The following is a 26,851-nucleotide window of genomic DNA, read 5'->3' as shown; positions in this document are numbered from 1 at the left end:
ATGTCTATTGTAAGAGAGTCCGATCTGATTGGAATTGGAAAAAAATTTCAAATTGAAACCGATGCGGGAGACAATATGGTTGTTGTTATCCATGACGATGGCAGACGGGAACTTTATCGCTATGATGACGAGGAACATGAGTCACGTTGCGTCATGACACTCAATGACGATGAATCTCGGCAGATTGCGGGTATTATCGGTGGTTTGTCCTACAAGCCTAAAGCTTTGGAGACAATTGAAGTTGCTTTGGACGATTTACGCATTGAATGGTACAAAGTGGAAGGCAAAAATGAGGGGGCCGGAAAGACAATTGGAGAGCTGGAAGTTCGTCAACGTACAGGTGCATCAATTATTGCTGGCATACGGGATGATGATACGGTTATCAATCCAGGACCGTCTTATTTGATTAGCCCAGGTACCACACTTGTCATTGCTGGAAAGAAGAATAATATTAAACTTTTGAAGGAAATTTTACTGTAATTTATGCTATCACATACCTTAATACTGGAAATTGGAATCGCTGTAGGACTTGTTGCCATTGTTGGCCTAATAGCCAATAAGCTTAAGTTTTCTGTTATTCCATTTTTCATTATTATAGGAATGGTTTTGGGACAGCACGCTCCGCAGGTTGGTCTGGTGGATTTAACATTTACAGAAAGTAAACCCTTTATAGATTTCATGGGACGGTTGGGCGTATTATTCCTGCTGTTCTACCTGGGCCTTGAGTTTTCGGTCAATCGCCTTATTAAATCCGGTAAAGCAATTGTGACAGGCGGGACAATTTACGTCTTATTGAACTTTACCTCAGGCTTGTTGATCGGATGGCTAATGGATATGCCATTTAAGGAGATGATGGTCTTATGCGGCATCATGACAAGTTCTTCCACGGCTATTGTTGCAAAGGTTCTTACAGATCTCAAACGCACGGCCAACCCGGAGACTGAGGTCATCATGGGGATGATTATGTTCGATGATCTGTTTATAGCGATGCATATCTCTTTCCTTTCGGGCTTGATACTGACAGGAAGCAGTTCTTTTTGGACGGTAGCAGGAACGTCCTTACTGGCCTTGGGATTTATATTGACCTTTTTGATTTTGGGCAGAAAACTAGTGCCTGCGATTGATCGTTTATTGAAGGAGAAAACTTCTGAATTATTTATATTGATCATCTTTGCCTTACTGTTTATTGTGGCAGGTTTCTCTGAAACCATCCATGTTGCGGAGGCAATTGGGGCATTGATGGCTGGCTTGGTGTTAGCAGATTCGCAATACATTAAAAAGATTGAATCGATGGTACTGCCCTATAAAGATTTTTTTGGGGCAATGTTTTTCTTTAGTTTCGGATTGTCTATTGATATTATGTCACTTGGGGGGGCTGTATTTTGGGCTTCGATTGCAGCGCTGGTGACGGTGATGGGTAATCTTGCATCGGGGTATTTTGCAGCTAAATTTTCGGGCATGAAACCTAAAACTTCTTTTGATATTGGCTTTACGTTGTCTGCGCGGGGAGAGTTTTCCATTATCATGGCAAATATTGGTAAAGCAGGGGCTTTATTGCCCGTTATTCAATCCTTTGTGGTTGTATATGTTCTCATTCTTTCCATTGTATCCCCACTATTGACCAAAGAGTCCCGTAATCTGTGGAAATTACTTTTCGGTACGGACGCCAATAGCTCCAAGCCTTTGAAAAAGTTGAGTGATTTAGAAAATAATCAGACCACTTAGCGCTTCTGGATGATAGAGGTGCTCTTATATGAGTGGTCACAAACAAAGAGGATCCTACAATACTGTAGGATCCTCTTTGTTATTATGAGCTATTGAATTTTATAAAAACCCTAATTCTAGTTTTGCTTCTTCCGACATCATGTCTTTTGTCCAGGGTGGATCAAATGTCAATTCGACCAATGCTTCTTTGACACCTGCTACAGCAGCAACTTTTTCTTGAACTTCATTCATGATTTCGCCTGCCACGGGGCAGCCAGGAGCAGTCAGCGTCATTACAATCTTTGCAATACCCTCTTCCTTCGTAATGATTTCATATACAAGCCCCAAATCCACAATATTTGCTGGTTTCAGTTCAGGATCATAAATTGTTTCCAGTACAGCTTGGATTTGTGGCGCTAGACCCAGTTTATCTAATACAATGATACTCATTTATTCAGTTTTTTATCGTGAATAGCGTTTTGATAGATCGCTAATAATTTCGCTTCATTTATTTCAGGAGTAAAATTACTAAAATAGTAAGCAATACAGGTCTTTCTTATCTCATCTTTTTCATTTGTTGTTTTTGTACTCCACTCCCTTAAACATTGGATGATATCGTTTTTGTTGTGGGGATCGAAAGTTTGTCCTGTTTTGCCGGGGATAATCAGTTCGGGGAGTGGGCCTAGATTTGAGCAGAGCACAGCTGTTCCGACTGAATAAGCCTCAAGAATCGTGATCGGCATACCTTCAAAACAAATCGATGGTACGAGTAGTGCCTGTGCTTTGGCTATCAGGGGCAGTATTTCTGACCTTTTTTTGAAACCGAGGTAGGAAATATTCGGCTGGTTTTTAATGCTTCTCAAGACCTCATTTTCGAGCGGACCGCCACCAATTAGCTGTAGTTGAAAATCTGTGCCGATAAAAGTATCGATCAGATTCAATATCCCCTTTTCATCTGAAAGACGACCGACGTATACGAAGTAGGCCTGTGTACCCTCGGGCGCTATTGTGGCAGGAAAAACAAAGTTGGGTTTAATCTCGAATTTAGTAGACGGAAGGTGCAAGGTCGATTCAACGAATATGTTCTTTGCAAAGGAGCTTAAATTGATGTAGCGATTTACCTTTGCCCAAGTTCCAATTTTACGGTGAAACCAATAATTCAAAGCCAGAAGAAATGTTTTGACTGTGGAATTATTGAATGCCTTTTGCCGAATGGCCGTCCACGGAAACTCCTCTTGGAGTGAGTCTAGAAAGAGATGGTTGTGGTGGTACAGCGTCGCCGAAGGGCATAGTAAACGGAAGTTATGCAAGGTCATGACCTGGGGGATGCCGAGTTTTGCAATCGTACGCACGATAATCGGACCCGCTGCATAATGGGTGTTGTGAACATGAACGATGTCTGGTTTAAACGTCCGAATTATTTTTTTGACACGTTGAGCAGCACAAATATTCCAAAAAGATCCTATTGTCTGTAATGCACCCTGCCAACCCTTTTTATTTTGAAAGGTTAGCGTTTGGACCTCATGTCCTTGCGCGAGGAGGGAAGATTCCTGCTGAAATACAGTGTCTTCACCACCAGGATCTTGATAAAATGTATGGATAATCAGTATGCGCATAATAAAAGACTTATGCAAATGTACAATTTTGGTGTGACTTCCTTTAAGGGCACAAAATTGCCATTTCTATATGATTATTGCTATATTCGCAAGATTCGATCGTAAAGATATATGCAACATTTACAACAACTCGTGATAGAGGCGATAGAGACAAGTCAATTTCCTGAAACACCATCAAATTTATATGATCCGATACGGTATATATTGACTTTGGGCGGAAAGAGGGTTCGACCAGTGCTGACATTGATGGCTGCCGAATTATTCGGCATGCAAGAGATGGATGAAATTATCCCTGCTGCCAAGGCAGTGGAGTTTTTTCATAACTTTTCACTGATCCACGATGATCTGATGGATAAGGCTCCTTTAAGAAGGGGTAAAACGACAGTTCACGAAAAGTGGGATGCTAATATTGCTATATTGTCTGGAGACGGCTTGTTGGTCAAAGCTTATGAGGAAATTTCAAAGTGTAATCCTATTTACCTGCCCGCAACCTTGAAAATTTTGAGTAAGGTGGCTATGGAAGTATGTGAGGGCCAGCAATTGGATATGGATTATGAGAGTCGGGATTCGCTGACAATGCCTGAATATCTTGAGATGATCCGTCTTAAAACTTCGGTGTTATTGGGCGGAGCGTTACAGTTGGGTGCTATTTTGTCTGGAGCAGATGAACAGCAACAGCAGCTGATCTACGATTTTGGAGAGAATGTCGGCTTAGCATTTCAATTACAGGACGATATCTTGGATGCCTATGGAGATCCCGATACCTTTGGAAAGATCGTTGGTGGTGATATCATGATCAATAAAAAAACCTTTTTATTGGTGAAGTTGATGGCGGTAATTTCGGACGACGATAAGACAGTCTTACAAGGCTTATTGGACACATCTATCGAGACTACTCCATCAAAAGTAGCAGATATGCTTGCCTTATACGAGAAGTATGAGATTAAAATTGCGGCCGACGAATTGAAAGATATCTATACACAGCGGGCATTTGAAAAAATGGAAGCATTGAATGTACCAAATGATCGCAAAGAAGCGTTATTAGTGTTAGCAAATAACCTTTTGGTAAGACAGCAATAAGTATAAATTCTATTTAAATTCGTATCTTGCCTGTAAATGTTTTTTTTGTAAGAAAATAATTAAATAAATTTTTAGATTACGTTCATGGAGCCTTTAAAAATCACCGTATTTCAAGCATATTTATTCTGGGAAAATATCGAGAAGAATCTAAATAATCTTGCATTGAGACTTTCCTCATTGCGTGAGAAAACGGATGTTATTATTCTCCCCGAAATGTTTAATACGGGCTTCACGAATAATGTCGAGAAATGTGCAGAACCTGCAAATGGACCTACGACAAGATGGCTATTTGAAATGGCAAGCTCACTTAACTGTGTTGTTGCCGGTTCTTTGATTATCGAAGAAGGCGGAAAATACTATAATCGCTTTGTATGGATGTTTCCAGATGGTAAATATGTAAAATATGATAAACGTCATCTTTTCGGATTATCTAAAGAAAGCGAGTACTTCGAGCCAGGAAATGAACGTATCCTGGTGGATATCAAAGGATGGAAAATTTGCCCGATGATCTGTTATGACCTTAGATTCCCAGTCTGGTCTAAAAATCAAAACGGCGCCTATGATATTTTAGTGTATACAGCCAGTTGGCCAGACAAGCGCTCCGCACATTGGAGAGCCCTTATTCCAGCACGTGCAATAGAAAACCAAGCTTATGTTGTAGGGGTAAACCGGGTAGGGCATGATGGTAATGATATTTACTATTCGGGTGGCTCTATGTGTATATCGCCACTTGGTGATGTGGTGTATTATAAACCGGAAGATGAGGATTTATATACCTTTACCTTAAATCCGAACGACCTGTTGGAAGCACGTGAGAAATTTCCTTTCTTAAAAGATTCCGACTCTTTTACTATCGGATAACATCCTCTAAATTAGGTATAATTGCAAGCATTTATTTTGTTTGTATCCTTTTTATTTATTAAATTCAGTCTAGTATAAATCAAATTGTTATGATTTATCAACATCTACTTATGACATGTTGATAAAATTTTGTTTGAGACAGCTATATTAAAGCGTAATTTAGGCTAACTATTAGCCAAAATACGTTTAGCTTTTTCTCATATTGAATGAAAGACGACGTTTTATTATTAAAATAAGTTGCGTAAACAACCATAACCATTATTCATATGTTAGACCAAGATTTAGTATCACAAGAGTATTTTTATAATTTCCTAACGGGGAAATACTCAATTGCAGTTATGCGGAGATTACAACGTAATCTCAAGGAGGCCGGGTTAAACATTACTTCTGAACAATGGAGTATCATGTATAACCTGTGGGTAGAAGAGGGGCTTACCCAGCAGGAGCTTGCTGTTCGCACATTTCGAGATAAACCAAGTGTTACTCGATTAATTAATAATCTGGAACGGGTAAATTTGGTTATCCGCGTTAATGATAAAAACGACAGACGGTCCAATCTGATCTATTTAACAAAAATAGGACGAAAGATGAAGGATGAAGGAATGAAGCAGGCAAAAAATACTATTGAACAGGCCTTAGGAGGCTTGGCCGACGATCAAATTACCTTATCAAATACCATTTTGCATCGCGTATTGTTTAATTTGAAATAAAGATACTTAGTGGGGGTTATTTTATAAGGGAACTATCAGGGTATAAAAAAGGTCCCCTATGTATTCAACATAGGGGACCTTTTTTATATGAATTTCTAGCAGTTAATCTTCGAAAAGTTTGCTTTCGAAATCTGTGTGGCTATTGACCAATTTGCCTTCCGTTCCGAAATAGATTTCCTGAAAACTTAGTGTCCGGATAGCATCGACCTTACGATAGAATTTATCTGCCGATACATCCGAAAGTGTTTTGAAACCACAAGCCTCCATAATTTCGACTGTAGCACGTAATGTGTTGCGGTGGAACTGAGCGACCCGCACATATTTATCGTTTACGTCGAGTCCTTTGTATAAATGCGGCTGTTGCGTGGCAACCCCAACCGGACAGACGTCTTCATTACATTTAAGTGCCTGAATACAACCTAAAGCGAACATCATTCCGCGAGCACTATAACATGCATCTGCGCCTAAGGCAATGACTTTCAATATATCGAAACCTGTTACAATACGGCTTGATACAATAACTTTAACATGTTTTTTTAAACCAAAAGCAATCAAAGTTTTCGTTACAAATGCCAATGCATCGTATAGTGGCATCCCCAAGTTATCCGTAAACTCCAGTGGAGCAGCTCCCGTACCACCTTCTGATCCATCTACGGAGATAAAATCCGGGAAGATCTGCGTGTTTTGCATGGCATGACAGATATCGATAAACTCATGTTTATCGCCGATACAAATTTTGAAGCCGATGGGCTTCCCACCCGATAGCTCGCGCAGCTGTTGTATGAAGTGCATCATTTCAGTCGGCGAGGAGAAAGCGCTATGTGCTGGAGGCGACATCACATCTGTTCCTGGAATGACGTGACGAATAGCCGCAACCTCAGGGGTATTTTTTGCCGCTGGAAGAATACCTCCATGACCAGGTTTAGCGCCTTGCGAGAGTTTCAACTCGACCATCTTCACGTTTTCACGATTGGATTTTTCTCGGAAAAGCTCCGCGTCAAATTTTCCTTCCTGATTCCGACAGCCAAAATAACCTGTACCCACCTGCCAAATTAAATCACCACCGTTGTTGTGGTAGTCACTGATTCCCCCTTCACCGGTATTGTGTGCAAAGTTTTGAAGTGCGGCACCTTTATTTAATGCCGTTATCGCTGTTTTACTCAACGCACCATAACTCATTGCCGAGATGTTGAACACACTTAAGCTATACGGCTTTTTACAGGCTGCATTTCCAACCGTGGTACGCATATCGTGGTTTTCGATATGGCAAGGGAAAACAGAGTGCGCAGCCCATTCATTTCCGACAGCCTGTGGATCCGTCTGCATACCAAATGCGACAGTTTCACGTTGATTTTTTGCACGTTGGTATACGATCGAACGTTGTCTTCTGTTAAATGGACGTCCATCCATGTCTGATTCCCAAAAATATTGTCTCAACTCAGGACGAATAGATTCAAAAATATAACGGAAATATCCAACTAAGGGATAATTGCGTAGGATGGCATGTTTTGTCTGGAAACTATGATATAACGCAATCAATAGCAATGGAAATGGGATGATAAGCAGCCAAAACCAGCTTGATGTAAATATAAATCCAAATGATACAATGATTAAATTAATCACAATCATTATTGAAAGAATGAGTTTTCTAACTTCCATAGAAAATACGATTGTTTAGTTTTAATTCGCTATTTTAATGTTTAGCCCAACTGATAATTTTATTACTCAATTAGCATTCCAAAATGCGCTTTTGGACGAAGCAAATGTACTAAAGTTCCTGAAGTAAATGGATATATTTACCCTTTGGAGGTAAGTTTTGATAAGTTTATAACTGTTTCTAACAAACTATTTTCTTTTAGTAATCTCCTGCGACAAAAGTTGATAGATTTGCTGTAAATCTGGTTTATTGCTAATAAATTGCAAATGTTTTTGCATTGTTGTGCTGTCCTGTCGGATCGCTGGTCCTGTCTGAACTGTTATTGGAATATGATTTTGCACTTTTTCTGCCGTCTCCAGGATGATTGGTTTGATTAGATCAAAGGACAAGTCGTTTTCTGCTAAGAGCTCGTAGGCCATCTGATAAAGGATGTTAGTAAAATTGTTGACCATGACCGAGGCAAGGTGGATGGCTAAGCGCTGCTGGGAATTACAATAGATGCTCCGCGGTGCAAATGTCTGTGCTAACTGAAGTAGCGCGGCACTATTTTCATCCGTGTTACCTTCAACACAAAGCGGTACGGTCGAGAAATCGACTGCTTTATTTTTGGATAACGATTGTGGGGGATAGATGACTCCCGCATTTTTAAATCCAGCCAGGACAGAAAGATCGGTCGCTCCCGAACAATGAATAACAACACCTTTTATATCTTTTGGTAGCGCTTCTACCAGCGATACAATGGCCTGATCGGTAACGGCAATGAGGTAAAGATCGGCATGCAAGTCTAGTTCAGACAGTTGGTCAATTGCCACGCAATGAAGAGCAAAGGCCAATGCATCTGCATTGGCCTTTGTTTTACTGTAGATCTGAACGATATGGTGTCCTGTTTTTTGAAACTGTTGTCCAAAATGCGTAGCGGCATTACCGCTTCCTAAGATCACAATGTTCATTATTTAAGTGCTTTTCGTTTCTCCTCTTTATTTCTTCTCACAATGGACATGATAAAACCGATGGTCATGACAATCGTTCCACACCAGAAAAAGTTGATGTATGGGAATTTAATGGCTTTAAATACGACCCATTTCTTTTCTGGAAGTGGCTTTTGATAAACCATGATTTCTAGTTTATCCTTGTCAGGTTTAATTCCCGTAAATCTGAATTTAAGTCCTTGCTCGTTGACATCTTTATTGAAGTCATAAACACCACCCTCTTTAATTAAGTAGATTGGTTGTACTTCATACTGTTTGTTGTCGGCCGAAAATACTTTTATTTTCAATCCAACCATGACATCACTAGGACCTTTTGGAATTTTCTCCAGGTGAGCCTCTTTGTTTAAGCCTTCAATGACATAATATCCATTGCGGTAGCGTAGGGTGTCACCGATATTTACCTGATAAGTCGCCGGTTCCTCATAGTCCTCGAAACCAGTTTTGTCTTCTGTCGGAACTTTAGCATGTGTTGCTTGACTTTCAGCTGCAGCTGCAGTAATCAGTGTATACACGTCATGCGTGACATAATGTTTGGTCGCTGGAGTACCAATCAAACCGCCCATTTTCGCGTTGTTTTGTGCAAAAGGTTGTAGCACAAAATGCTCCTTCACTTTACCTGTTTCTTCGTCGATCCGCTCGTATTTTATTTTATAAAACGTATTTGGAGCCACAATGCTATCGCCGATATAGGTAATTTTGTATTCCCCCATTTGTACAGGTTCACCTTCGGTCAAGAATAAGTTGTCGCCAGGTTTCTCTACTTTGTCAAATCCCGATACAGCAATGTAACCAGTGTTGTTGACCGAGATGACCTCGTTGGTTGCTGCAGCCACCATGGCACCGATAAGTAGTAATCCAAAGCCGATATGGGCTACCGAAGAGCCGGCCAGCTTCCATTTACCTTTGACAGCATCACCCAATACACGGATATTCGCCAAAATACAGAAAATACTTGCAAAGGTGATCAAAATATAGATCAGGTTGGTATAAGTCTTCGTAAAATAGACGACAGCAGCCGTTAGAATGAGAGATACAACCAACGATGCTACCGTAGAAGCCAAAAACTTGCGGCTATCGGTACGTTTGTATTTTAAGAATTGTGTAAATCCGGTTAAGATCATAACGATCACTGCAAAACCCGATTGCCACTTGTTATAATGTTGGATCGGATCCAAAGGTGGAGCTACCTTGGTGCCAAAGATCTTGTTGAACACTGGAATTGATGTTGAAGCGATGATCTGTGCACATGCGACAGTCAATACCAAGGCGCCAATAAACATCCAGAATTCTCTTGAATAGATATCCTCATCCTTTTCTGTGATGGGCATCTCTTTCTTTTTGACGGTAAGAAATACCACCATGATAGCCAAAAAGACAACATTGAATAAGATCAATTGTCCGCTCATTCCCAGGTCGGTAAAGGAGTGCACAGAAGTCTCTCCAAGGACACCACTACGTGTCAGGTAAGATGCATAGATAACAAGTACAAAGCTGATCATCGCCAAAAATGTAGCGGTGAAGTAGGAGTGGCCTGAATTCTTGTACGCAATCATGACGTGAACAGCAGCAATCAAGGTAAACCAAGGAATAATTGATGCATTTTCTACCGGATCCCAGGCCCAGAAGCCACCGAAGTTAAGTGCTTCGTAAGCCCAGAATGAGCCCATGATAATACCTGCGCCTAAAATCATTACGGCAAATAAAGCCCAAGGAAGTGCTGCATTGATCCATTCTTTGTAACGTTTGGTCCAAAGGGCACCTGTTGCATAAGCAAAAGGAACAATCATCGACGCAAATCCAAGGAATAGTGTTGGTGGGTGAATCACCATCCAGTAATTTTGAAGCAAAGGGTTCAAACCATTACCGTCGGTGATGAGTGAAAGATAGTTAGCTTCTCTAAAAATTGGAATATCCATTGCTTCACGCAATAGGATAAACGGAGAGCTACCGATACGCAGACCGAAGATTTCCACACCAATAATCATGGAAGCTAAAAATGCTTGGCATAACATGACGAAAGTCATGACAGACGATTCCCAGCTTTTTGCTTTAAACAGCAAAACAGAGCCTAATACTGTTTGCCAGAACATCCAGAGCCAAAAACTACCCTCCTGACCTTCCCAAAAACTGGAAATGATATAGTATGTAGGTAGTGTCTTGGACGAGTGCGCCCAAGCATAATTATATTCAAAAAGATGATTGTATATAATATAAAATAAAGTTGCACCAATAGCCACTACGGAGACCGCATTAGCCCAAAAGGCAATACGTGCAATTTTTTTCCATGAATTCTCTTCAGGGTATTTTGTTGCAAAAAAGTAACTGATACAAGATAGAAGTGCAGCACCAAAAGAAAGTACAATAAAGAATTGTCCGATCTGCCCTGGTAGCAGGTGCTCACCAACGTAATTAACGTCCATTGAAAATTGATTTTACGAATTAATTATTGAAAGCAGTAGCATTGATCTCGGTGACGACCGATTTATCGTTATATTTTGACGGACATTTCATCAATATCTTACTTGCCCTAAACACATTTCCGTCCATTTTTCCTGTCAATACAATTTGCTCTGAACGTTCAATATCTTGAGGTTTGGCGCCTCTAAAAATCACTTCACATTCTGTACCATCGTTGTCACGCATGAAAAACGAAAATTTGTTGGCGTCAGTTTTGGGATCATAATGAAGCGCTTTGTCTTTATTCAATTGACCTACCACATATAGTTCGGTTTTCTTTTCTTTAGCTTCGGTAAATGTCGAATAGGTACTTGAATCGGTATAGATAACAAGTATCATGGCAATTGCGACAGCAATGATAGCGATTAGAATAATTGAACTTTTTTTCATTTGTATTTACTTATTTTATAAGTGATTGATCTCATCGTATAAATGAGCTCATTTCACCCGGTTTGTTTTTTCTTAACGATGAATAGCTGTTCCAATCTGCCAGATATCTTCCTGTTTTTTTAGAAAGATTATTACCCAAACCTGACAACGTTGTGCTCGCTAAAATCCCAAATTGATTACATTTGAGACCTAATCGAATGCAAAATTACAAATAGATTCGCTAAGAAAGGAATAATGCAACTTTTCCATATTATTTATATCTATTCTAAATAGTTTGAATTAATTGGAAAAATAAGCTAGATTCGAATGCTTTTGAATAATTTGAAGTGAAATTTGCTATTTTGGTTCTAATGATATCGCATGAATTTTACAATTGCCTGTTAATATGAGTGTTGCTTTGCGATTTTTAGGCCTCTTTTGGGCTGTTATATTCCCCTGCTTTTTTGTTTTTGGACAGGTTAAATTCCGTAATCAGGAAATTGCTATCCAAAATGACAATGACGTCTATCTACTGACCGGTCAGGACCGCTATTATACCAATGGTATCAATATCAACTATAGGATTGCGTTGCCAGGGAAACCGGATAGGCAGGCTTCAAATACGGTATTGGATTTTGAAATAGGCCAGCGGATTTACAATGGTATCAGTATCATTGACTATAGACGGCAGGAAAAAAAATACGATAGACCATTTGCAGGTTACCTCTATTTTAGTGCTGGGGTAACGCGGTTTTTACCGCACGATCAGGTTGTTGAGTTCAAGACTGAATTGGCGCAGATCGGCCCTAAATCCTACGGTGAAGAAGCACAGAAGTTTATCCATCATCTCTTTGGGATGTACGAGGCGACAGGTTGGGATACGCAGCTTGGAAATTCCTTTGGTATTGATTTAAGTGCAACCTATAAAAAAGGACTATATCGCAGTCAAAACCAGCAATTCGATGTGGGAATTATAGGTGAGGGGACCATTGGACTAAATAATACCAATATGGGGATTGCGGCCCCGCTTCGGTTGGGGAAGCTGAAATCCTATCAGGCGTCCACCTTTACACATGGGCATTTGACACAGGGAAGAGCAGACAATGATAAAGAATGGTATTTTGTCTATCAACCAAGCGTGTCTCGTATTTTTTACAGCGCAACGGTAGAAGGAGGAAGAGGTAAAAATGATCCCATAGGCAAGTTATACACTATTCGGCCTTGGATGCTTAGCCATCGCATTGGTTTCAATTGGTCTAACCACAAGATCAATTACGGTATCAATTATATATTCAATTCGAAAGAGCTCAAATCGGCGTTTCACCGGCATCAATATGGCGAGCTGTTTTTTGCCTACCGTTTTTGATCAGCCGGCCATAGGTAGGGCCTACATGGATCCGCTTGATAGGATCTTCGTTGGTCCACCGTTCAAATGTTTGTCGTTTGCAGCTTGTTTAACCTGGATTTTGGGGAATAGGGTCGGCCAGTTTTTGCCCGATCAATCTGGTTGTGAGCATAGCGGCTACGGTGTCTCCAGTGGCATTGAGCATCGTTGCCAATGGGTCGACCAGCGTGGCGATAATCATAATGGAAGGGATCACCTCCGTTGGCATCTGATAAACCGATATGATCAGCATTTCTCCGATGTAGCCACCATTAGGAATTCCGCCGGCTACGATGCTCACCAGTAAAGTAATGCCAACCGCCATAATCAGATTGGCTGGATCAAAAAATTCCTTGCCACTTAATAAAAGCGCAATATAGATTTTAAAGATACAGGCGATCGCCGATCCATGCTTGTGCAATGTCGTGCCTAGGGGAATGACGACACTAGCGACGCTGTCCGGGATTCCAATTTGCTTGGCTGAAAGTAAGTTGGCCGGCATGGTGGCGAGGCTGCTGCAACTGCTCAATGCGGTTAAGGAAGGCAATATGTTATTTTGCCAATATCGTTTGACACCCTTTAGCCCGAATGCTAAAAAAGCGAATAAACTGAATACCGTAAAAAAATAGAAGATTCCAAAAAAGTAATATAGACCGATAGGTTTAGCATAAAAACCAAAGAGCTGAGGGCCTAATGTTCCAACCTGATAGGCAAAATATGCACCCAAACCAATAGGAGCCAGGTTCATGACCATCACGAGCAGATTTCCCATCACAACATTGCCCGAGTTTATAAATTTACGGAAGGTCCCTGCAGATGCTCCTGATTTGCGCGTAGCAATGCCAACGAGGAACGAAAAGATGACAAAGGCCAGCATATTTTGTCGTGATAATAAACTTGAAAATTCGCTAACGGTTAAAAAGCGGACCATTTTTTCACCCCAAGAATCATGAACAACTGTTTCTATGATCTTGTTTGTTTGTTCAATAGGCAGTGGAGCATCCACTGGAAAGAGGTAAAGGAAGCAGATGCTTGACAGTCCGGCGACGACAATACCCAGTACAAATACGAACGACATCATGCCGATGATCCTTCCCAGTACACTGTCGCCATCGATATTGGCAACAGATGAGGATATGGCAAAAAACACCAGGGGTATAACGCTGACAAAGAGGAGGTTTAGGAAAATGTCGCCGATCGGTTTAAAATTGTTGACGATATGCGGAAAAAAGATGCCGATCAAACTTCCAATACTGATCCCAAGGAGTAGAAGTAAGATACTGCCGTAGTTCTGCACGAAAGTTTTTGTAGCGTATTTCATAGGTGTATGATTAGTTATTTCAAAAGGAGTTCATTCGCATGGAAGAACTGCTTATATTGTCTTTGTATTTGGTCACATTGAGAATATCCAATGCTGTTGTATTGCTTGCACTTGTTAGGTTTGGATATTTCATTAGGTTTTGTGAATATTTCGTATTTAGATTGCTAAAATAGTGTTTTTCTCGAATAGGTCTATTAAAACGAGCTGAATTTATGCGTGTTTGTTCATTTTTGTTTTACCTTGCAGAAAAAAGCCGCTTTTTTCTGCAAATGTCTAGGTGATTGCTTTGTATCTTTTCATTAAGGTATTAAAGAGCTTGCTACACTCGTTTTATGATCTACAAAAGAGTTTCTATCCGCTTTCCCAGCTGTTGATGCTGTTGAAATCAGGAAGGTTTTGATACTCGAATTGGCTTTTTTATCTTTGGACAGTAGCAGTGATAAGTGTCATGGGTAAGGAGCGCGCCATTTGTTTGGATTACTGTTTAGTTGTTTAGACTTAATGTGTGAAAATTGGAACTTAAAGTATTTGTATAAAAATGGAATTTGTAACGACAGGAGATGGTTCGAAAACGTTGTTTAATGCTGAAATAGGAGAATGTTATCATTCTAAACACGGTGCAGTACAGGAAAGTAGGCATGTTTTTATAAAAACAGGGCTTGACCACTATGTACAAACAACAGGGGCAACCGACGTCGGTATCCTAGAGGTTGGGTTCGGGACAGGTTTGAATTTTTTGCAAACAGCTGACTTTCTTAGCGATAAATCCGTTCAGGTGGAGTATGTCGGGATAGAAGGATTTCCCTTGCCTTTGTCCACTATTGCCGAAACGGGCTATGAGGCGACGGTAGATCCGACCGTGTGGGCAAGCTATTTGAATGTATACGAGCAGGCTTTGACGGAAAACGTACGGATTAACGAGTACTTAAAGCTTCATATTGACCATACCTTATTGATGAATTTCAAATCGGATCGCTTGTTTGAGGTTGTTTATTTTGATGCCTTCGCGGCAGTGCATCAGCCTGAGATGTGGAATGATGCTGCCTTGGGACATATCGCGCAGTTTGTTAAACCTGGTGGTGTTTTTGTGACTTATGCTATTACCGGAAATCTCAAGCGCAGTATGAAAGCATTGGGCTTTTCTATTGAAAAGGCGCCTGGTGCGCCTGGCAAGCGTGAAATGCTTCGTGCGACAAAGCTATAAGAAGGGCGATTGCCGACTTTAAATTATTGTTAACTGCTTGGTATTCTAAAAAGTGTTTTCTAATTTAGCCCAAAATAGAGACGCTAACCTATTCACCACTTGTGGTTTATATTTTACTACCTAATGACAGATTCGCAGTTGATAGACAGTTTGAAGACAGATGGCCAGGAAGGATTTGTTGCGATTTATCGTAAATTCTATAAACAACTGTTATTCTTTATACTTGGTTATCTGAAGGAAAACCGTTTGGCCGAGGAAATCGTGGCCGATGTTTTCGTTAAGGTATGGGAGCGTAGGTCTGATTTTTATACAATGGAAAATCTAAAGGCCTTTATCTATATTTCGGCAAAGAATGCGAGTCTGAATGTTATTCGGGCGGAGCGTTCTAAAGGCATCCATGAGTCCTTGACAAATTATGAAGATCTGTTGGCAGATGATCGCGACGTTTTCTCAAAAATGATTCATGCTGAGTTGATCCACTCTATATTTATTGAGGTCGGAAAGCTTCCTGAAAAACAACGGGAAGTTTTTAATATGACCTATCTTGAAGACAAGACTGTCGAAGAGATTGCAGAAGAGCTTCAAATGAGCCCAACTGCTGTATACACAAACCGTTCCCGTGCGATACATACCATACGAACCTTGTTGGGGGCCAAAAATGCATTGACGCTCCTCGCGTTTTTATCTTTAGTCGGCGAGAATTAGCCGGAGCGTACCCGATTTTATACCCCGCTATTTATTCTTTTTTGACCCTTATCCTTTTATTTTCTGATTGGTTTTCTAAACTTCTGCGCTGTTTTTTTTACCTGTTTAGTATTTTTTTACTTTTTTATGTAAGATTCTGTGAGTCGCCGTGTTTTTATTGACGAAAGAAACGATAACGAAAAGTATGCATGGTACAGACCACATTATAACACTTCTGAACTCCTATTTAAAGGGTGAAATTCATCCTGATATGCATGTGGAACTCCGGTTGTTATTTGAACAATACCCAGAATTGCAGAGCATGTTAATGGAATTAGAAAATCCAGAAAACCTTCAGCAAGAGCTTAAAATTTATGAAAGTCTTTTTGAGGCTGATGCGATAAAGGCAGAAGAAAGGGTATTGTCGACCATTTTAGATCGAATTGACGTAAAGTCGACTGAGCAGCAGGTGAGCTGGTTCAAAAAATATCGGTTGTATGCTGCTGCTGCGGCATGTATCATCGGTTTAATTGGGCTGGGGACTTGGAAAATGAAACAAGATGAACAAGCTCAAACTGTTGTTGATCCGATACTCCTGGCTAAAGATCTTGTACCCGGAGCCAATAAGGCAAGGCTTCAGCTTGCCGACGGAACACATGTAGACCTGGATGGTCGTTATAGCGGAATCTTAATGGGAAGTGAGATACGGTATAACGATGGTTCGGTCGCATTGAATACGCAAGAAGATAAAGGGCAGATGATGGTCTTATCAACGCCTAGAGGGGGGCAATATCAGATTGCTCTGTCCGACGGTACTAAGGTGTGGTTGAACGCCGATACGCGCTTGCGTTATCCCAACAAGTTTATAGGCCAAACACGTGTCGTAGAATTAGATGGAGAAGCCTACTTTGAGGTCGAGAAGATGCGGGATAAACCTTTTGTGGTCGTGACCAATAAAGAGAAAGTCGAAGTATTGGGAACTCATTTCAATGTCTATTCTTTCCCGGGAGAGCAGGAATCAAAAGTGTCTTTGTTGGAAGGTAAAGTAAAGGTATCTGTGCCTATAGGAAAGGAAAGACTGCTTGTTCCCGGAGAACAGGCTTTGGTGAATGGCGAGGAACTCTCTGTTCAGCAAGCCGCTGTAGAGGAAAGTATTGCCTGGAAAAATAATGAGTTTACATTTAATGATGAACCTTTGGGAACGGCATTGACACAAATAGCGAGATGGTATGATATTGATATCGAAATAGCTCCAAGTGTGTCGAAAATTAGGTTATGGGGATCAGTATCGCGTTTGGACAATTTTGATAAGGTACTTAAGATTATCAAAATGACAGACGATAAAATAAAAGTTCAGATCGAAGGAAGGAGGGTGAAATTGATGAAATAAGAATACATTAAATCATTATTTCGTCCTTTTAAGGAGCTGAGGAAGGTGGCACTTCCCCAGCAAATTGGTTCGAGATATAATAAAACTTACTCAACTGTTTATTAAACTAACAAAACCAACCAAATGTAATGAAAAAGTATAAATACCTCATTATTATGAAAATGATTATTATGCTTCTTTTGTTTAGTATCGTGCAGCTTCAAGCTGGAAGTTTCGCTCAGACGGTGCGTATAAAAAAGAAGAATAGTCCTATTGTTGATGTATTTCGGGAAATCAAAAAACAAACTGGATATACCGTATTATGTAAATCAGAAATTATCAGCAACAGTCCTAAGGTCAGTGTGGATTTTAATAATGTCTCCTTAGACCGAGCATTAAATGAACTGTTGTCTTCTAGAGGACTTAGCTACATCAAAGAAGGTAATTCTATTATTGTGAAGACTAGTGATAACAGTCGTATCGAGCAATATGCGCCTCTCACAAATGTAGGCTGGCTAGCAGAGCAAAGCCCTGTTCAGGGCAAGGTTACCGATCAGGATGGCAAAGTGCTTGCTGGAGTAAGTGTCGCCGTAAAGGGCGGAAAAATAGCAACTGCATCAGACGCCAATGGAAATTATACAATCGCTGTAAGCAGAGGATCAATTCTGGTATTTAGTTTTGTTGGCTATGAGCGTAAAGAAGTAGAAGTGAACGGAGATATCTTGAATGTTAACATGCATCCAAGTCTATCGAATCTGGAAGAAGTCGTTGTCACTGGATATGGTACATTTAAGAAATCGGACTATACTGGCTCTGCTTCAACAATACGTACGGAGCGTATGTCAGATGTACCAGCAGTAGATTTTTCGACGATGCTCCAAGGTAATGCACCTGGAGTCCAGGTTAATTCCCTATCGGGTCAGCCAGGAGGTTCAACGGATATTCGAATACGGGGTATGGGGTCTATCAATGCAGTTAATAGACCACTTTTTGTTATTGATGGAATACCAGTGATGTCGGGCGATATCTCTTCTAGCAGTTCAAACAATGCTGGCCTCGATGTAATGTCTACCTTGAGTAATGCAGATATTGAGCAGATTACGGTGATAAAAGATGCGGCAGCAGCTTCGCTTTATGGTTCCCGTGCCGCAGGCGGTGTTATCTTGATCACAACAAAATCGGGCAAGGCCGGGAAACCTGTATTTTCGTTCAAAGGTGACTACGGGCTTTCCAGTCAAGCGACAGATTTTCGTGAAGTAATGAATGGTCCGCAACGCCGCGAAATGCTGCTGGAAGGACTTCGCAACAAGGCGCGTTATATCGACAAGTTGACTGATGAAACGCTGATTGAAAATTTTGCACAAAACAATATTGATAAATATGCACCGCAACCCTGGAGCGGCTGGACAGATTGGAAAAAGGAACTATTTCGTCGCAATTCACCATTTAGAAACGCAGACTTATCAGCTTCCGGTGGGGATTCCAAAGTCTCATACTATACATCATTGGGCTATACCAATCAAACAGGCTTGTCTTATCAGTCTGGTTTTGAAAGGTTAACAGGTCGTTTGAATGTGAAATACAAAATGAGCGACAAGCTAGAACTTGGGGCTAATATTTTATATTCAAATGTGAACCAGGATGTTAATTCGGAAGGCGGGACTTACACATCACCGATCTATTCATCACGTCATAAACTGACTGCTTCCGAACCTGTATACAATGAAGACGGTACCTTCTTTTTGGATTTTTTCTCCAATGGTCCACGTAATCCGAAAGCATCATCATTGTATAATTACCGTCGGGAGAAAGCAGACCGATCGTTCAATACCGCCTTTGCAAACTATAAGTTTATGGATGGTCTCGTTTTCAATACAACCTTCAGTTTAGATCATACAACGACTCGGTACAACTCCTGGTCTGATCCGCGGACTTCAGATGGTGAGAAGACAAATGGTTCATTGTCTACAAGTTTTACGGACTATAATCAAATGGTGTGGCGTAATAGCTTGACCTATACCAAGACATTTGCGACGAAACACCATTTGGATGTTTTGGGCGGTTATGAAGTCAACCGTTACCGTCGGGACGGCATGGATGGGGCCAAAGATAACTTCCCTTCGGTAGAAAAGATTGTACTTTCCAATGGTTCGGTGCTCACTGATCTTTCCGGGTCGAATACGGAATGGCGATTGCTGTCCTATCTTTCGCGCGCCAATTACAATTATGATGATAAGTATTTCTTAGGAGGAAGTGTGCGCATGGATGGTAGTTCAAGGATTCACCGGAGCAGCCGTTGGGGCACATTTTGGTCCCTGTCAGGCGCATGGAAGTTTACGAAAGAGAATTTTATGGACTCTTTGAATGATGTGCTGACAGATGGTAAGATTCGGGTGTCTTACGGTACAAACGGTACTTTGCCTTCAAGTTATTTCACTTATATGGATTTAACAGGATTTGGCTATCCGTATGGGAATAATCCGGGTATCAGGGAAACACAGATCGGAAATCCAAACCTAAGATGGGAAAAACAGAATAACCTTAATATTGGTTTGGATGTTCGTTTATTTGATCGATTGGGACTTACATTCGAATGGTATAGAAGACAGTCATCGGATTTATTGAATGATATGCCGACCTCCTTAACAACGGGTTTCGGATCTTACCTGACAAACATTGGAGCAATTCGAAACTCGGGTATCGAAGTGGATCTGAATGCGGATATTCTACGTGATAAAGCGTTCAAGTGGAATGCAAGTTTGAATTTCGGTATGAACAAAAATAAGACAATAGCTTTGGCCGATGGTAGTGAGGAATTACGCGATGGTACGTCAATACATCGTATAGGCCAGCCTTGGTATAGTTATTATCTAATTGAGTTTGCTGGAATAAACCGGGAGACTGGGGTGCCTCAATATTATGTCAATGACCCTTCAAATTTAGGATCAAGGGATATTACAGAGGATTATACCAAAGCCAATCGTATTCTTTACAAAAGTGTCGATCCAAAACTGATCGGTGGGTTTACCAATACGTTCCGGTATAAGATGTTTGATCTGAATTTCACCTGGACTTATTCTCTTGGGGGCAACTCTTATGACAGTGGTGCAAGCAAGACTGAACTAGGGGGGAAAACTGGCTATGATAATATACCACAGTATTATGAGCGGAGATGGCAGGAGCCTGGTGACGTAACCGATATTGAGATGTTTATGGTCGGGAATACTTACGATATGAGTAGTGTGGCCAATACACGTCGTGTCCATTCTACAGATCATATTCGATTGAAGAATATGACTTTTGGTATTTCTTTGCCACAGCACATCTCGCGTCGCCTCAAAGTAAGTAATATTAGGGCATATTGTTCGGGCGTAAACCTATTGACGTTTGCAGCCTACAAAAACTATGATCCGGAAGTACCTGTAAATGGTACCGTGTATTTTGAGTCCCCTAAATTGAAGACAGTAACCTTTGGTTTGGATGTTAAATTCTAAAAAAAGACTATGAAAAATATATTATCAATGGTATTGTTATCCTGCACCTTTTTGGTGGGATGCGGTGACCAATGGTTGGAGAAAGCGCAGCCGAGTACATCAACAGAAAGTTCGCAGGCCATAAAGTCTGTTCGTGATGCGGGATATGCCTTAAACGGTATTTATGATATTATGCGCGGATATGAGTATTATGGCGCAAGAATGACCTATTATGGGGATGTGACAGGAGAAGATATGTTGGCTAATGGTGATACAAAAAGAGCTGCAAAGTATTATCTTTTTGACTTCAATAAAGATAATACACCTAGTTCATTGTGGTATCAACCCTATCGCGTATTAAGAAATGCCAACGGTATTTTGACCTATGTAAATGGTGTTCCAGAAGGCCAAATGACGGAAGAGCTGGGAGATATCAAAGGTCAGGCCCTCACACTTAGAGCAATGGCCCATTTTGATTTGGTGAAAGTTTTTGGAGCTCCCTATACAAAAGACAATGGCGCTTCTTTGGGCGTACCGATCGAAACTGAGAAACATGCTTCTACCAATAAACCGGTGCGAAATTCGGTTAGGGATGTTTACAAACAGGTGATTGAAGATCTGGAAAACGCAGTGAACTTGTTAAGTGCAGCGAAAAAGAATGGTAAGCTGAATAAATTTGGTGCTCAGCTACTACTCGCCAGAGCTTATCTCTACACGGGAGATCATGCAAAGGCTTTTGCGCTGACAAATCAATTCATTAAAGACGCCGAAGCGGCACAGAGTTCGACAAAAGGGCAATATATCCTATGGACGAATAGTGAGTATGCCACTGTTTGGTCAAAGGATTTTACCAGTGAAATTTTATTTGGACTATCCGTTCTAAAGACAGAAAGTGGACCAGGAAAAGAGGGTATTGGCAATTTATTGTGGCGTAATGGGTATAATGATATTATTCTGTCGGATGATTATATGAATCTGATCAAGAATGATGCAAACGATGTACGTCATAAAATCATTACCAAATATACAAGCAAGCAAGTTGACTATTACTACTTAAATAAGTATCCAGGAAATACAGCTGATGGCGAGAATCCAGAGTTTGCGGATATCCCGGTGCTTCGTCTTTCGGAAGCTTACCTGATTGCTGCTGAATCGGCGGTGAAGCTAGGTGACAATGCGAATGCTTTAAAGTATTTGAATGCGATTGTTACACGTGCAAATCCGGTAAAATCTATTAGTGGTGTAGTTACTTTAGAACGCGTTATGGAAGAACGCCGTCGTGAACTTGTAGGGGAGGGACATCGCTTGTTTGATGCTATGCGCAATAATATGCGTATCGAACGAAAGGGCGCTGCCCATGTCTCACCTTCATTGAGACCGGAAACAAAATCCTTTGATCGGACATTTTTTAAAACTTTAATGGCCATTCCAAGGGTTGAAATTGATGCAAATAATAATATTGTTCAGAATGAAGGATATTAATTTCATATGAAAATTCATTTAGAAGCAAAGCACGGCGGTTCCTATGGAATCGCCGTGATCTGGTATTTGTTTGTTCTATTGGGCGCTGTGCAGGGAGTTGTTGCTCAAAGCACTTTGGAATTGGGAAAGTTTGACGGTCCTTATTTTTTTTATGAAAATGGTGACAGTAGTTGTATCCGTGTGGAACATGGTCAGGTGTTGTCCGAAAAATCGAAGCATATTAAAGCTTTTAAGGTTTCAACGGAAGACGGTAAGCACCATTTTGAAGTTTGGCGTCATCCCATAGTGGCTCCTGCCTGGTCCTATCGTCCAAGCAAAAAGATTGTGGTCTTGTCGGATCCGCACGGTGATTTTGAATCTTTCTATTCGATTCTCAACGCGCAAAAGGTCATTGGGTTAAACTACGAATGGACGTTTGGGAGCAATCAGCTTGTCATCATAGGCGATGTGTTTGACCGTGGGAAAGATGTTTTGCCTATCTTTTGGTTGATCTATAAACTTGAATACGAGGCTGCAAAAGTTGGGGGGCAGGTCCACTTTTTATTTGGTAATCATGAAGAGATGGTTTTACGTGGAAATTATAAATATACGCAAGAAAAATACAAAGCTTTAGCAGAGAAGGTAGGCAGGGATTATCGTGACTTTTGGTCGGTAAATACCGAACTGGGGAAATGGTTACAGACAAAGAATACCATGGAAAAGATCGGGGATAATCTGTTTGTTCATGCCGGACTAAGTACAGCGATGTTGGATCCTCAATGGTCGATCTCGGCGGTCAATGACTCGGTACGTCAACATCTGTTTCAACAGAAGGAAGAACGGCAAAAATCGAAAGCTGCTACTTTCCTATTTGGCAGTGAGGGGCCACTATGGTACCGTGGAATGGTTCGTGAAGAAGAAAAGTATCTTCCATTGCCTCAAACAGAGTTAGAAAAGCTGATGCATGTATATGGAGCTGAAAGAATCTTTGTAGGGCATACCATTTTTCCGGAGGTAAGCAAATTTTATGCGGGGAAGGTCTACGCCGTGAACGTAGCCAATGAAGCCAATCGCCTGAAAGGCCGCAGCCGTGGAGTGCTCCTCCAGGGGTCTAAGGTTATCATTCTTTATGACGATGCCAGCAAAAATAAATACTTCGCCTCTAATTTATAAGCCGCTTAGCAAGTTGATATAATTATCGATAAAGTGCAGTTTGTCTTTGGATTTATATTGTTGAATATAGCGCGGATGGTCGAGGACGGTCATTTTTCCAAACAACTTTTCTTCCTTGTTGATCTTGGCGAGAAAGATTGCATTTTTCTTTCCGAGGACAAAGACCTCCTCTGTTGCTAAGCCCATGGAAATGTGCTGTTTTAAGGAATCCAACATAAAGGGGCGGACCATGTCAAAAAGTTGCTTGTCGTCGTAATAGTTTGCATTGATCCAGTTGTTGGGTTTTGTTTCTCGGACAATCGCGAGGGGAAATGGGGAATTGATGTAAAACTGTTTGTAGAAGATGTCTGGGCCGCCATAAGCTTCAATCATATCGTACATAAAAACCGAAGATATTTCATGGGTATGTGCGGATTGCATTTGTATGCCACATGCACTAGCTAATCTTTTGGTATCCGTAAAAGGAACTCCCGTTACACCCGCCCCGTGTCTGCTCGGATTAATGCCGATAATGAATTTTCTGGTTAGATTATCATTGTAATATTTGTGGTAGAACTGTTCCATCACAACTAATGTCTCGGGGTTATCAAGGTAAGGGTTAATTACGTTGAACTCTGGGGGAAGACTTCCTTGATAATGAAGATGTTTATTGAATAAAACTACTTTTTCCGCAAATGTTAGCATCGTTTGTGTGTTTAAAAACAAAATACGATTTTTTAAAGAGTTAAAAAACAAAGCCGGGTGTCATTTGACACCCGGCTTTGTTTTTTTGTATCTTGAGTTAAGATTAGTGACCTTGCGTACCGTCTACACCATGTGAGTGTCCATGAGACAACTCTTCTTCAGTAGCAGGACGTACAGTTAAGATTTCGATATCGAAATTTAATGTTTTGCCAGCCATTGGGTGGTTTAAGTCAGCAACAACTACTTCTGGAGTAACCTCAGCTACTACAGCGCGGAATTGGTTTCCTTGGTTGTCTTGTAAAGGCAATACTTCTCCTACTGGAGGTAAACCTGTTTCTTTGAACATATCTACTGGCAATTGCGCGAATGCTCTGTCGTCTTTTTGACCGTAAGCATCATCCGGTGCCAATTCAAATGAAATTTTATCACCAACGTTTAAGTCTGCGATGTTTTCTTCAAATTTAGGTAACATCATACCTACACCATATAAGAAATCTAAAGGTTGTTCTGCAGTTGTTTCTTCAACGAAAACTTTTTCACCGTTTTCTACTGTGTGAAGTCTGTACGTCAATGCTACGACGTCGTTTGCTTTTATAGCCATCTGATTTTGATTTTTGGAAGCCCGAGGCTACCGTTTATTAAATATAATTTATTAACGCTTGTATTGAATCCTGTGGTAGACTGCAGGTCCTGTTTTTACAAAGATATGCTTTTGTCTCCTTTCCGACTCTATGTTCTAGCAATGGAAGATTTTCTTCTGTACCGCCAAGAACAATTTTATTCGGAATATAATAGTTGCCGAGTTCATTTTTGAAAGCCATCGCTTTATCCCCCGTCAATGCAATTTCATTGATTCCATATATTTCTTCTAGCAATAATATTGCCCAATTTGAATAGGCAGAGCCATAAGTCTTGATTTGCGGGAATACATTCGCCAGCAATTGGTCTGTAATGGCGATGTAATTTTCATCATCAAAAAGCAAACCTAATCGTTTCAATTGACGAACCATTGTCGACGAAGAGGAAGGTATTACATTATCCATAATCTCGCTTTTCCGTGCGATGAGTTCCTCAGCTTCCGACGATGTATAGTAGAATGTTTTTTGTGTTCCATCGTAAAACAATGCAATGGCCTTATCGGCTAGCTGTCGTGCTTTGGTTAACCAATTGAGCTCAAATGTCGCCTCATATAATGCAATAAAGGCTTCAATAGTGAATGCATAGTCATCTAGGAAGCCTGCGATCGCTCTATTGCTATCTTTTGGTTGGTGCAATAACTGGAGATCGTCTTGAATAAGATGCGTACAGATAAACTGGGCATTGTTTAAAGCGAGTTCAAGGAAATGGCTGTTTCCAAGACTGTGATAAGCATCTATTAGTCCTTTTAGAAATAAAGCGTTCCAAGTGGTCAGCTGCTTATGGTCGAGCCCTGGACGTTCTCGTTTTTCACGATAGTCGTATAATTTTTTCTTTGAAATTTTTAAAAAATCTGCCCATTCGTCAGCTGACATATTGACCTTTGTTGCTAACTGGTCTGCATTTATGGCGCAAATAGGGATATTGGTTTTTTCTTCTTCCCAGTTGCCAGCTTCGGTGATGTTAAAATATTGCCCGAGCAGGGCGGCATCGTTCCCCAGTACCTCGTTAAATTCAGCTTTGGAGAAGGAATAGTATTTCCCTTCAACACCTTCACTATCTGCATCCAATGCGCTATAGAAACCATGGTTTGGTGCTAGCATTTCCCGTTCGGCCCAGTCTATCGTTTCTTCGATAATACGCTTATAGAACGGATCTTGACTTTGTTGATAGGCTTCGGCATAAAGGGACAGTAGCTGTCCGTTGTCGTAGAGCATTTTTTCGAAATGAGGAATATGCCAATAGTGATCGACAGAATAGCGCGCAAAGCCACCACCGATTTGGTCGTATATACCTCCTGATCCGATCTTTTTCAACGTAAAATGAACATGATCCAATAGTTCCTGATCGTTGGCCAGCACGCCATATTTTAGCAAAAATAACCAATTGTTTGGAAGCGGAAATTTCGGTGCTTTTTGATAACCACCTTCTTCTTTATCGAACATCTCGGTCCAAGGGGCAACAATTTCATTTAAGTTGTCGATTGTGTATTGCTCTGGAATAGGGTGAATGGGGAGTTTCTCGGCCCGTTGAATACCATTGTTTAGCTTTTCGGCATAGTCAAATGCAACTTCGGGTTTCTCCGCCCACATTTGTGCAATTTGTAATAAGATATTCTGCCAGTCGTGCGGTTTGAAATAAGTACCACCGTAAATAGGTCTCCCATCGGGCAGGCAGATACAATTCAAGGGCCAGCCCCCGGCATTGGTCATCAGTTGCACTGCAAGCATATAAACTTGATCAATATCAGGGCGTTCTTCACGGTCGATTTTGACTGATACGAAAAACCTATTCATGGTTTGGGCGATGGCTGAGTTTTCAAAACTTTCACGCTCCATCACATGGCACCAATGGCAAGCCGAGTAGCCAATGCTTACGATGATCAGTTTATTTTCGTCTTTTGCTTTTTTTAAAGCTTCCGGCCCCCAGGGCATCCAATCTACTGGATTGTGTGCGTGCTGTTTAAGGTAGGGTGAATTTTCAAATTGCAATTGATTCGCCATAAGACGAAGGTAGTGA

At 40.9% G+C, this 26,851-nt stretch carries 22 protein-coding genes; 12 read left to right on the top strand and 10 right to left on the bottom strand.

Annotation, left to right across the window (positions count from 1 at the left end):
• The gene (locus A9970_RS09245) at positions 1-480 is read left to right on the top strand and encodes a cation:proton antiporter regulatory subunit (RefSeq protein WP_046672804.1); all 480 of its coding nucleotides are present in this window, start codon (positions 1-3) and stop codon (positions 478-480) included.
• A 3-nt stretch (positions 481-483) separates the two neighbouring features.
• On the top strand, positions 484-1,725 hold the full coding sequence (locus tag A9970_RS09240; RefSeq protein WP_153845697.1) for a cation:proton antiporter: 1,242 nt from the start codon (positions 484-486) through the stop codon (positions 1,723-1,725).
• Between the two features lie 99 nt (positions 1,726-1,824).
• Here the strand turns inward: A9970_RS09240 and A9970_RS09235 are convergent, their stop codons facing one another.
• Together A9970_RS09235 and A9970_RS09230 are read right to left on the bottom strand one after the other, a co-directional pair.
• Complete coding sequence (locus A9970_RS09235; protein WP_046672802.1) at positions 1,825-2,154, bottom strand: metal-sulfur cluster assembly factor; 330 nt, start codon at positions 2,152-2,154, stop codon at positions 1,825-1,827.
• A complete protein-coding gene (locus tag A9970_RS09230) occupies positions 2,151-3,320 on the bottom strand; it encodes a glycosyltransferase family 4 protein (protein ID WP_182982101.1) in 1,170 nt (389 codons plus the stop codon). Before A9970_RS09230 ends, A9970_RS09235 begins: the two co-directional genes overlap by 4 nt.
• Before the next feature lie 111 nt (positions 3,321-3,431).
• Between A9970_RS09230 and A9970_RS09225 the strand changes: the two genes are divergently transcribed.
• The 3 genes from A9970_RS09225 (at position 3,432) to A9970_RS09215 (ending at position 5,971) form a co-directional block, all read left to right on the top strand.
• Positions 3,432-4,400, top strand: a complete 969-nt coding sequence (locus tag A9970_RS09225; RefSeq protein WP_182982100.1) for a polyprenyl synthetase family protein — start codon at positions 3,432-3,434, stop codon at positions 4,398-4,400.
• 84 nt (positions 4,401-4,484) lie between these two features.
• A complete protein-coding gene (locus tag A9970_RS09220) occupies positions 4,485-5,261 on the top strand; it encodes an amidohydrolase (protein WP_046672799.1) in 777 nt (258 codons plus the stop codon).
• Between the two features lie 266 nt (positions 5,262-5,527).
• Positions 5,528-5,971 carry a MarR family winged helix-turn-helix transcriptional regulator gene (locus A9970_RS09215; protein ID WP_046672798.1) on the top strand — a complete coding sequence of 148 codons (444 nt, stop codon included), beginning with the start codon at positions 5,528-5,530 and terminating at the stop codon, positions 5,969-5,971.
• 102 nt (positions 5,972-6,073) lie between these two features.
• Here the strand turns inward: A9970_RS09215 and A9970_RS09210 are convergent, their stop codons facing one another.
• The 4 genes from A9970_RS09210 to A9970_RS09195 form a co-directional block, all read right to left on the bottom strand.
• The gene (locus A9970_RS09210; protein WP_153845694.1) at positions 6,074-7,630 is read right to left on the bottom strand and encodes an FMN-binding glutamate synthase family protein; all 1,557 of its coding nucleotides are present in this window, start codon (positions 7,628-7,630) and stop codon (positions 6,074-6,076) included.
• A 186-nt stretch (positions 7,631-7,816) separates the two neighbouring features.
• Entirely contained in the window at positions 7,817-8,578 is a 762-nt protein-coding gene (locus A9970_RS09205) for a Rossmann-like and DUF2520 domain-containing protein (protein ID WP_153845693.1), read from the bottom strand.
• Entirely contained in the window at positions 8,578-11,037 is a 2,460-nt protein-coding gene (locus tag A9970_RS09200) for a heme lyase CcmF/NrfE family subunit (RefSeq protein WP_182982099.1), read from the bottom strand. The genes A9970_RS09205 and A9970_RS09200 overlap by 1 nt, the downstream gene beginning before the upstream one ends.
• Positions 11,038-11,056: 19 nt before the next feature.
• Positions 11,057-11,464, bottom strand: a complete 408-nt coding sequence (locus A9970_RS09195; protein WP_046672794.1) for a cytochrome c maturation protein CcmE — start codon at positions 11,462-11,464, stop codon at positions 11,057-11,059.
• Between the two features lie 385 nt (positions 11,465-11,849).
• Here A9970_RS09195 and A9970_RS09190 point away from each other — a divergent pair, with 385 nt between their 5' ends.
• On the top strand, positions 11,850-12,809 hold the full coding sequence (locus tag A9970_RS09190; RefSeq protein WP_182982098.1) for a lipid A deacylase LpxR family protein: 960 nt from the start codon (positions 11,850-11,852) through the stop codon (positions 12,807-12,809).
• Positions 12,810-12,897: 88 nt separating this feature from the next.
• On the opposite strand, the gene A9970_RS09185 is transcribed toward A9970_RS09190, so the two are convergent.
• Positions 12,898-14,148: a dicarboxylate/amino acid:cation symporter gene (locus A9970_RS09185; protein ID WP_182982097.1), complete on the bottom strand. Its 1,251-nt coding sequence runs from the start codon at positions 14,146-14,148 to the stop codon at positions 12,898-12,900.
• Between the two features lie 538 nt (positions 14,149-14,686).
• Here A9970_RS09185 and mnmD point away from each other — a divergent pair.
• From mnmD to A9970_RS09155, 6 genes are all read left to right on the top strand, one after another.
• Positions 14,687-15,352: a tRNA (5-methylaminomethyl-2-thiouridine)(34)-methyltransferase MnmD gene (gene mnmD / locus A9970_RS09180; RefSeq protein WP_182982096.1), complete on the top strand. Its 666-nt coding sequence runs from the start codon at positions 14,687-14,689 to the stop codon at positions 15,350-15,352.
• 123 nt (positions 15,353-15,475) lie between these two features.
• Complete coding sequence (locus A9970_RS09175) at positions 15,476-16,057, top strand: RNA polymerase sigma factor (protein WP_182982095.1); 582 nt, start codon at positions 15,476-15,478, stop codon at positions 16,055-16,057.
• A gap of 184 nt (positions 16,058-16,241) precedes the next feature.
• The gene (locus tag A9970_RS09170; RefSeq protein WP_182982094.1) at positions 16,242-17,426 is read left to right on the top strand and encodes a FecR family protein; all 1,185 of its coding nucleotides are present in this window, start codon (positions 16,242-16,244) and stop codon (positions 17,424-17,426) included.
• A gap of 128 nt (positions 17,427-17,554) precedes the next feature.
• Positions 17,555-20,899 (top strand): TonB-dependent receptor, encoded by a 3,345-nt coding sequence (locus A9970_RS09165; RefSeq protein ID WP_182982093.1) that lies wholly within the window; start codon positions 17,555-17,557, stop codon positions 20,897-20,899.
• A gap of 9 nt (positions 20,900-20,908) precedes the next feature.
• Positions 20,909-22,360 carry a RagB/SusD family nutrient uptake outer membrane protein gene (locus A9970_RS09160; protein ID WP_182982092.1) on the top strand — a complete coding sequence of 484 codons (1,452 nt, stop codon included), beginning with the start codon at positions 20,909-20,911 and terminating at the stop codon, positions 22,358-22,360.
• 6 nt (positions 22,361-22,366) lie between these two features.
• Entirely contained in the window at positions 22,367-23,512 is a 1,146-nt protein-coding gene (locus A9970_RS09155; protein ID WP_182982091.1) for a metallophosphoesterase, read from the top strand.
• On the opposite strand, the gene A9970_RS09150 is transcribed toward A9970_RS09155, so the two are convergent.
• The 3 genes from A9970_RS09150 to A9970_RS09140 all read right to left on the bottom strand — a co-directional run bounded on the left by A9970_RS09150 (position 23,507) and on the right by A9970_RS09140 (position 26,835).
• On the bottom strand, positions 23,507-24,196 hold the full coding sequence (locus A9970_RS09150; protein WP_182982090.1) for an SMUG2 DNA glycosylase family protein: 690 nt from the start codon (positions 24,194-24,196) through the stop codon (positions 23,507-23,509). The genes A9970_RS09155 and A9970_RS09150 overlap by 6 nt on opposite strands.
• 103 nt (positions 24,197-24,299) lie before the next feature.
• Entirely contained in the window at positions 24,300-24,797 is a 498-nt protein-coding gene (locus tag A9970_RS09145; protein ID WP_046672788.1) for a peptidylprolyl isomerase, read from the bottom strand.
• Between the two features lie 37 nt (positions 24,798-24,834).
• On the bottom strand, positions 24,835-26,835 hold the full coding sequence (locus A9970_RS09140; RefSeq protein WP_182982089.1) for a thioredoxin domain-containing protein: 2,001 nt from the start codon (positions 26,833-26,835) through the stop codon (positions 24,835-24,837).
• Positions 26,836-26,851: the final 16 nt, after the last annotated feature.

The sequence above is a fragment of the Sphingobacterium sp. UME9 genome (assembly GCF_014170215.1).
In the GTDB taxonomy this organism is placed as follows: Bacteria; Bacteroidota; Bacteroidia; order Sphingobacteriales; family Sphingobacteriaceae; genus Sphingobacterium; species Sphingobacterium paramultivorum.
Note: the sequence above shows the minus strand (reverse complement) of the source record. Positions and strands in the feature narration are given on the sequence as shown.

Excerpts from the sequence above, each read along its gene's own strand:
- A9970_RS09160 (WP_182982092.1), top strand. The coding sequence starts at position 20,909 with ATGAAAAATATATTATCAATGGTATTGTTATCCTGCACCTTTTTGGTG.
- A9970_RS09200 (WP_182982099.1), bottom strand. The coding sequence starts at position 11,037 with ATGGACGTTAATTACGTTGGTGAGCACCTGCTACCAGGGCAGATCGGA.
- A9970_RS09195 (WP_046672794.1), bottom strand. The coding sequence starts at position 11,464 with ATGAAAAAAAGTTCAATTATTCTAATCGCTATCATTGCTGTCGCAATT.
- A9970_RS09220 (WP_046672799.1), top strand. The coding sequence starts at position 4,485 with ATGGAGCCTTTAAAAATCACCGTATTTCAAGCATATTTATTCTGGGAA.
- mnmD (WP_182982096.1), top strand. The coding sequence starts at position 14,687 with ATGGAATTTGTAACGACAGGAGATGGTTCGAAAACGTTGTTTAATGCT.
- A9970_RS09205 (WP_153845693.1), bottom strand. The coding sequence starts at position 8,578 with ATGAACATTGTGATCTTAGGAAGCGGTAATGCCGCTACGCATTTTGGA.
- A9970_RS09245 (WP_046672804.1), top strand. The coding sequence starts at position 1 with ATGTCTATTGTAAGAGAGTCCGATCTGATTGGAATTGGAAAAAAATTT.
- A9970_RS09185 (WP_182982097.1), bottom strand. The coding sequence starts at position 14,148 with ATGAAATACGCTACAAAAACTTTCGTGCAGAACTACGGCAGTATCTTA.
- A9970_RS09240 (WP_153845697.1), top strand. The coding sequence starts at position 484 with ATGCTATCACATACCTTAATACTGGAAATTGGAATCGCTGTAGGACTT.
- A9970_RS09175 (WP_182982095.1), top strand. The coding sequence starts at position 15,476 with ATGACAGATTCGCAGTTGATAGACAGTTTGAAGACAGATGGCCAGGAA.
- A9970_RS09235 (WP_046672802.1), bottom strand. The coding sequence starts at position 2,154 with ATGAGTATCATTGTATTAGATAAACTGGGTCTAGCGCCACAAATCCAA.
- A9970_RS09145 (WP_046672788.1), bottom strand. The coding sequence starts at position 24,797 with ATGGCTATAAAAGCAAACGACGTCGTAGCATTGACGTACAGACTTCAC.
- A9970_RS09150 (WP_182982090.1), bottom strand. The coding sequence starts at position 24,196 with ATGCTAACATTTGCGGAAAAAGTAGTTTTATTCAATAAACATCTTCAT.
- A9970_RS09140 (WP_182982089.1), bottom strand. The coding sequence starts at position 26,835 with ATGGCGAATCAATTGCAATTTGAAAATTCACCCTACCTTAAACAGCAC.
- A9970_RS09170 (WP_182982094.1), top strand. The coding sequence starts at position 16,242 with ATGCATGGTACAGACCACATTATAACACTTCTGAACTCCTATTTAAAG.
- A9970_RS09210 (WP_153845694.1), bottom strand. The coding sequence starts at position 7,630 with ATGGAAGTTAGAAAACTCATTCTTTCAATAATGATTGTGATTAATTTA.
- A9970_RS09230 (WP_182982101.1), bottom strand. The coding sequence starts at position 3,320 with ATGCGCATACTGATTATCCATACATTTTATCAAGATCCTGGTGGTGAA.
- A9970_RS09225 (WP_182982100.1), top strand. The coding sequence starts at position 3,432 with ATGCAACATTTACAACAACTCGTGATAGAGGCGATAGAGACAAGTCAA.
- A9970_RS09190 (WP_182982098.1), top strand. The coding sequence starts at position 11,850 with ATGAGTGTTGCTTTGCGATTTTTAGGCCTCTTTTGGGCTGTTATATTC.
- A9970_RS09165 (WP_182982093.1), top strand. The coding sequence starts at position 17,555 with ATGAAAAAGTATAAATACCTCATTATTATGAAAATGATTATTATGCTT.
- A9970_RS09155 (WP_182982091.1), top strand. The coding sequence starts at position 22,367 with ATGAAAATTCATTTAGAAGCAAAGCACGGCGGTTCCTATGGAATCGCC.
- A9970_RS09215 (WP_046672798.1), top strand. The coding sequence starts at position 5,528 with ATGTTAGACCAAGATTTAGTATCACAAGAGTATTTTTATAATTTCCTA.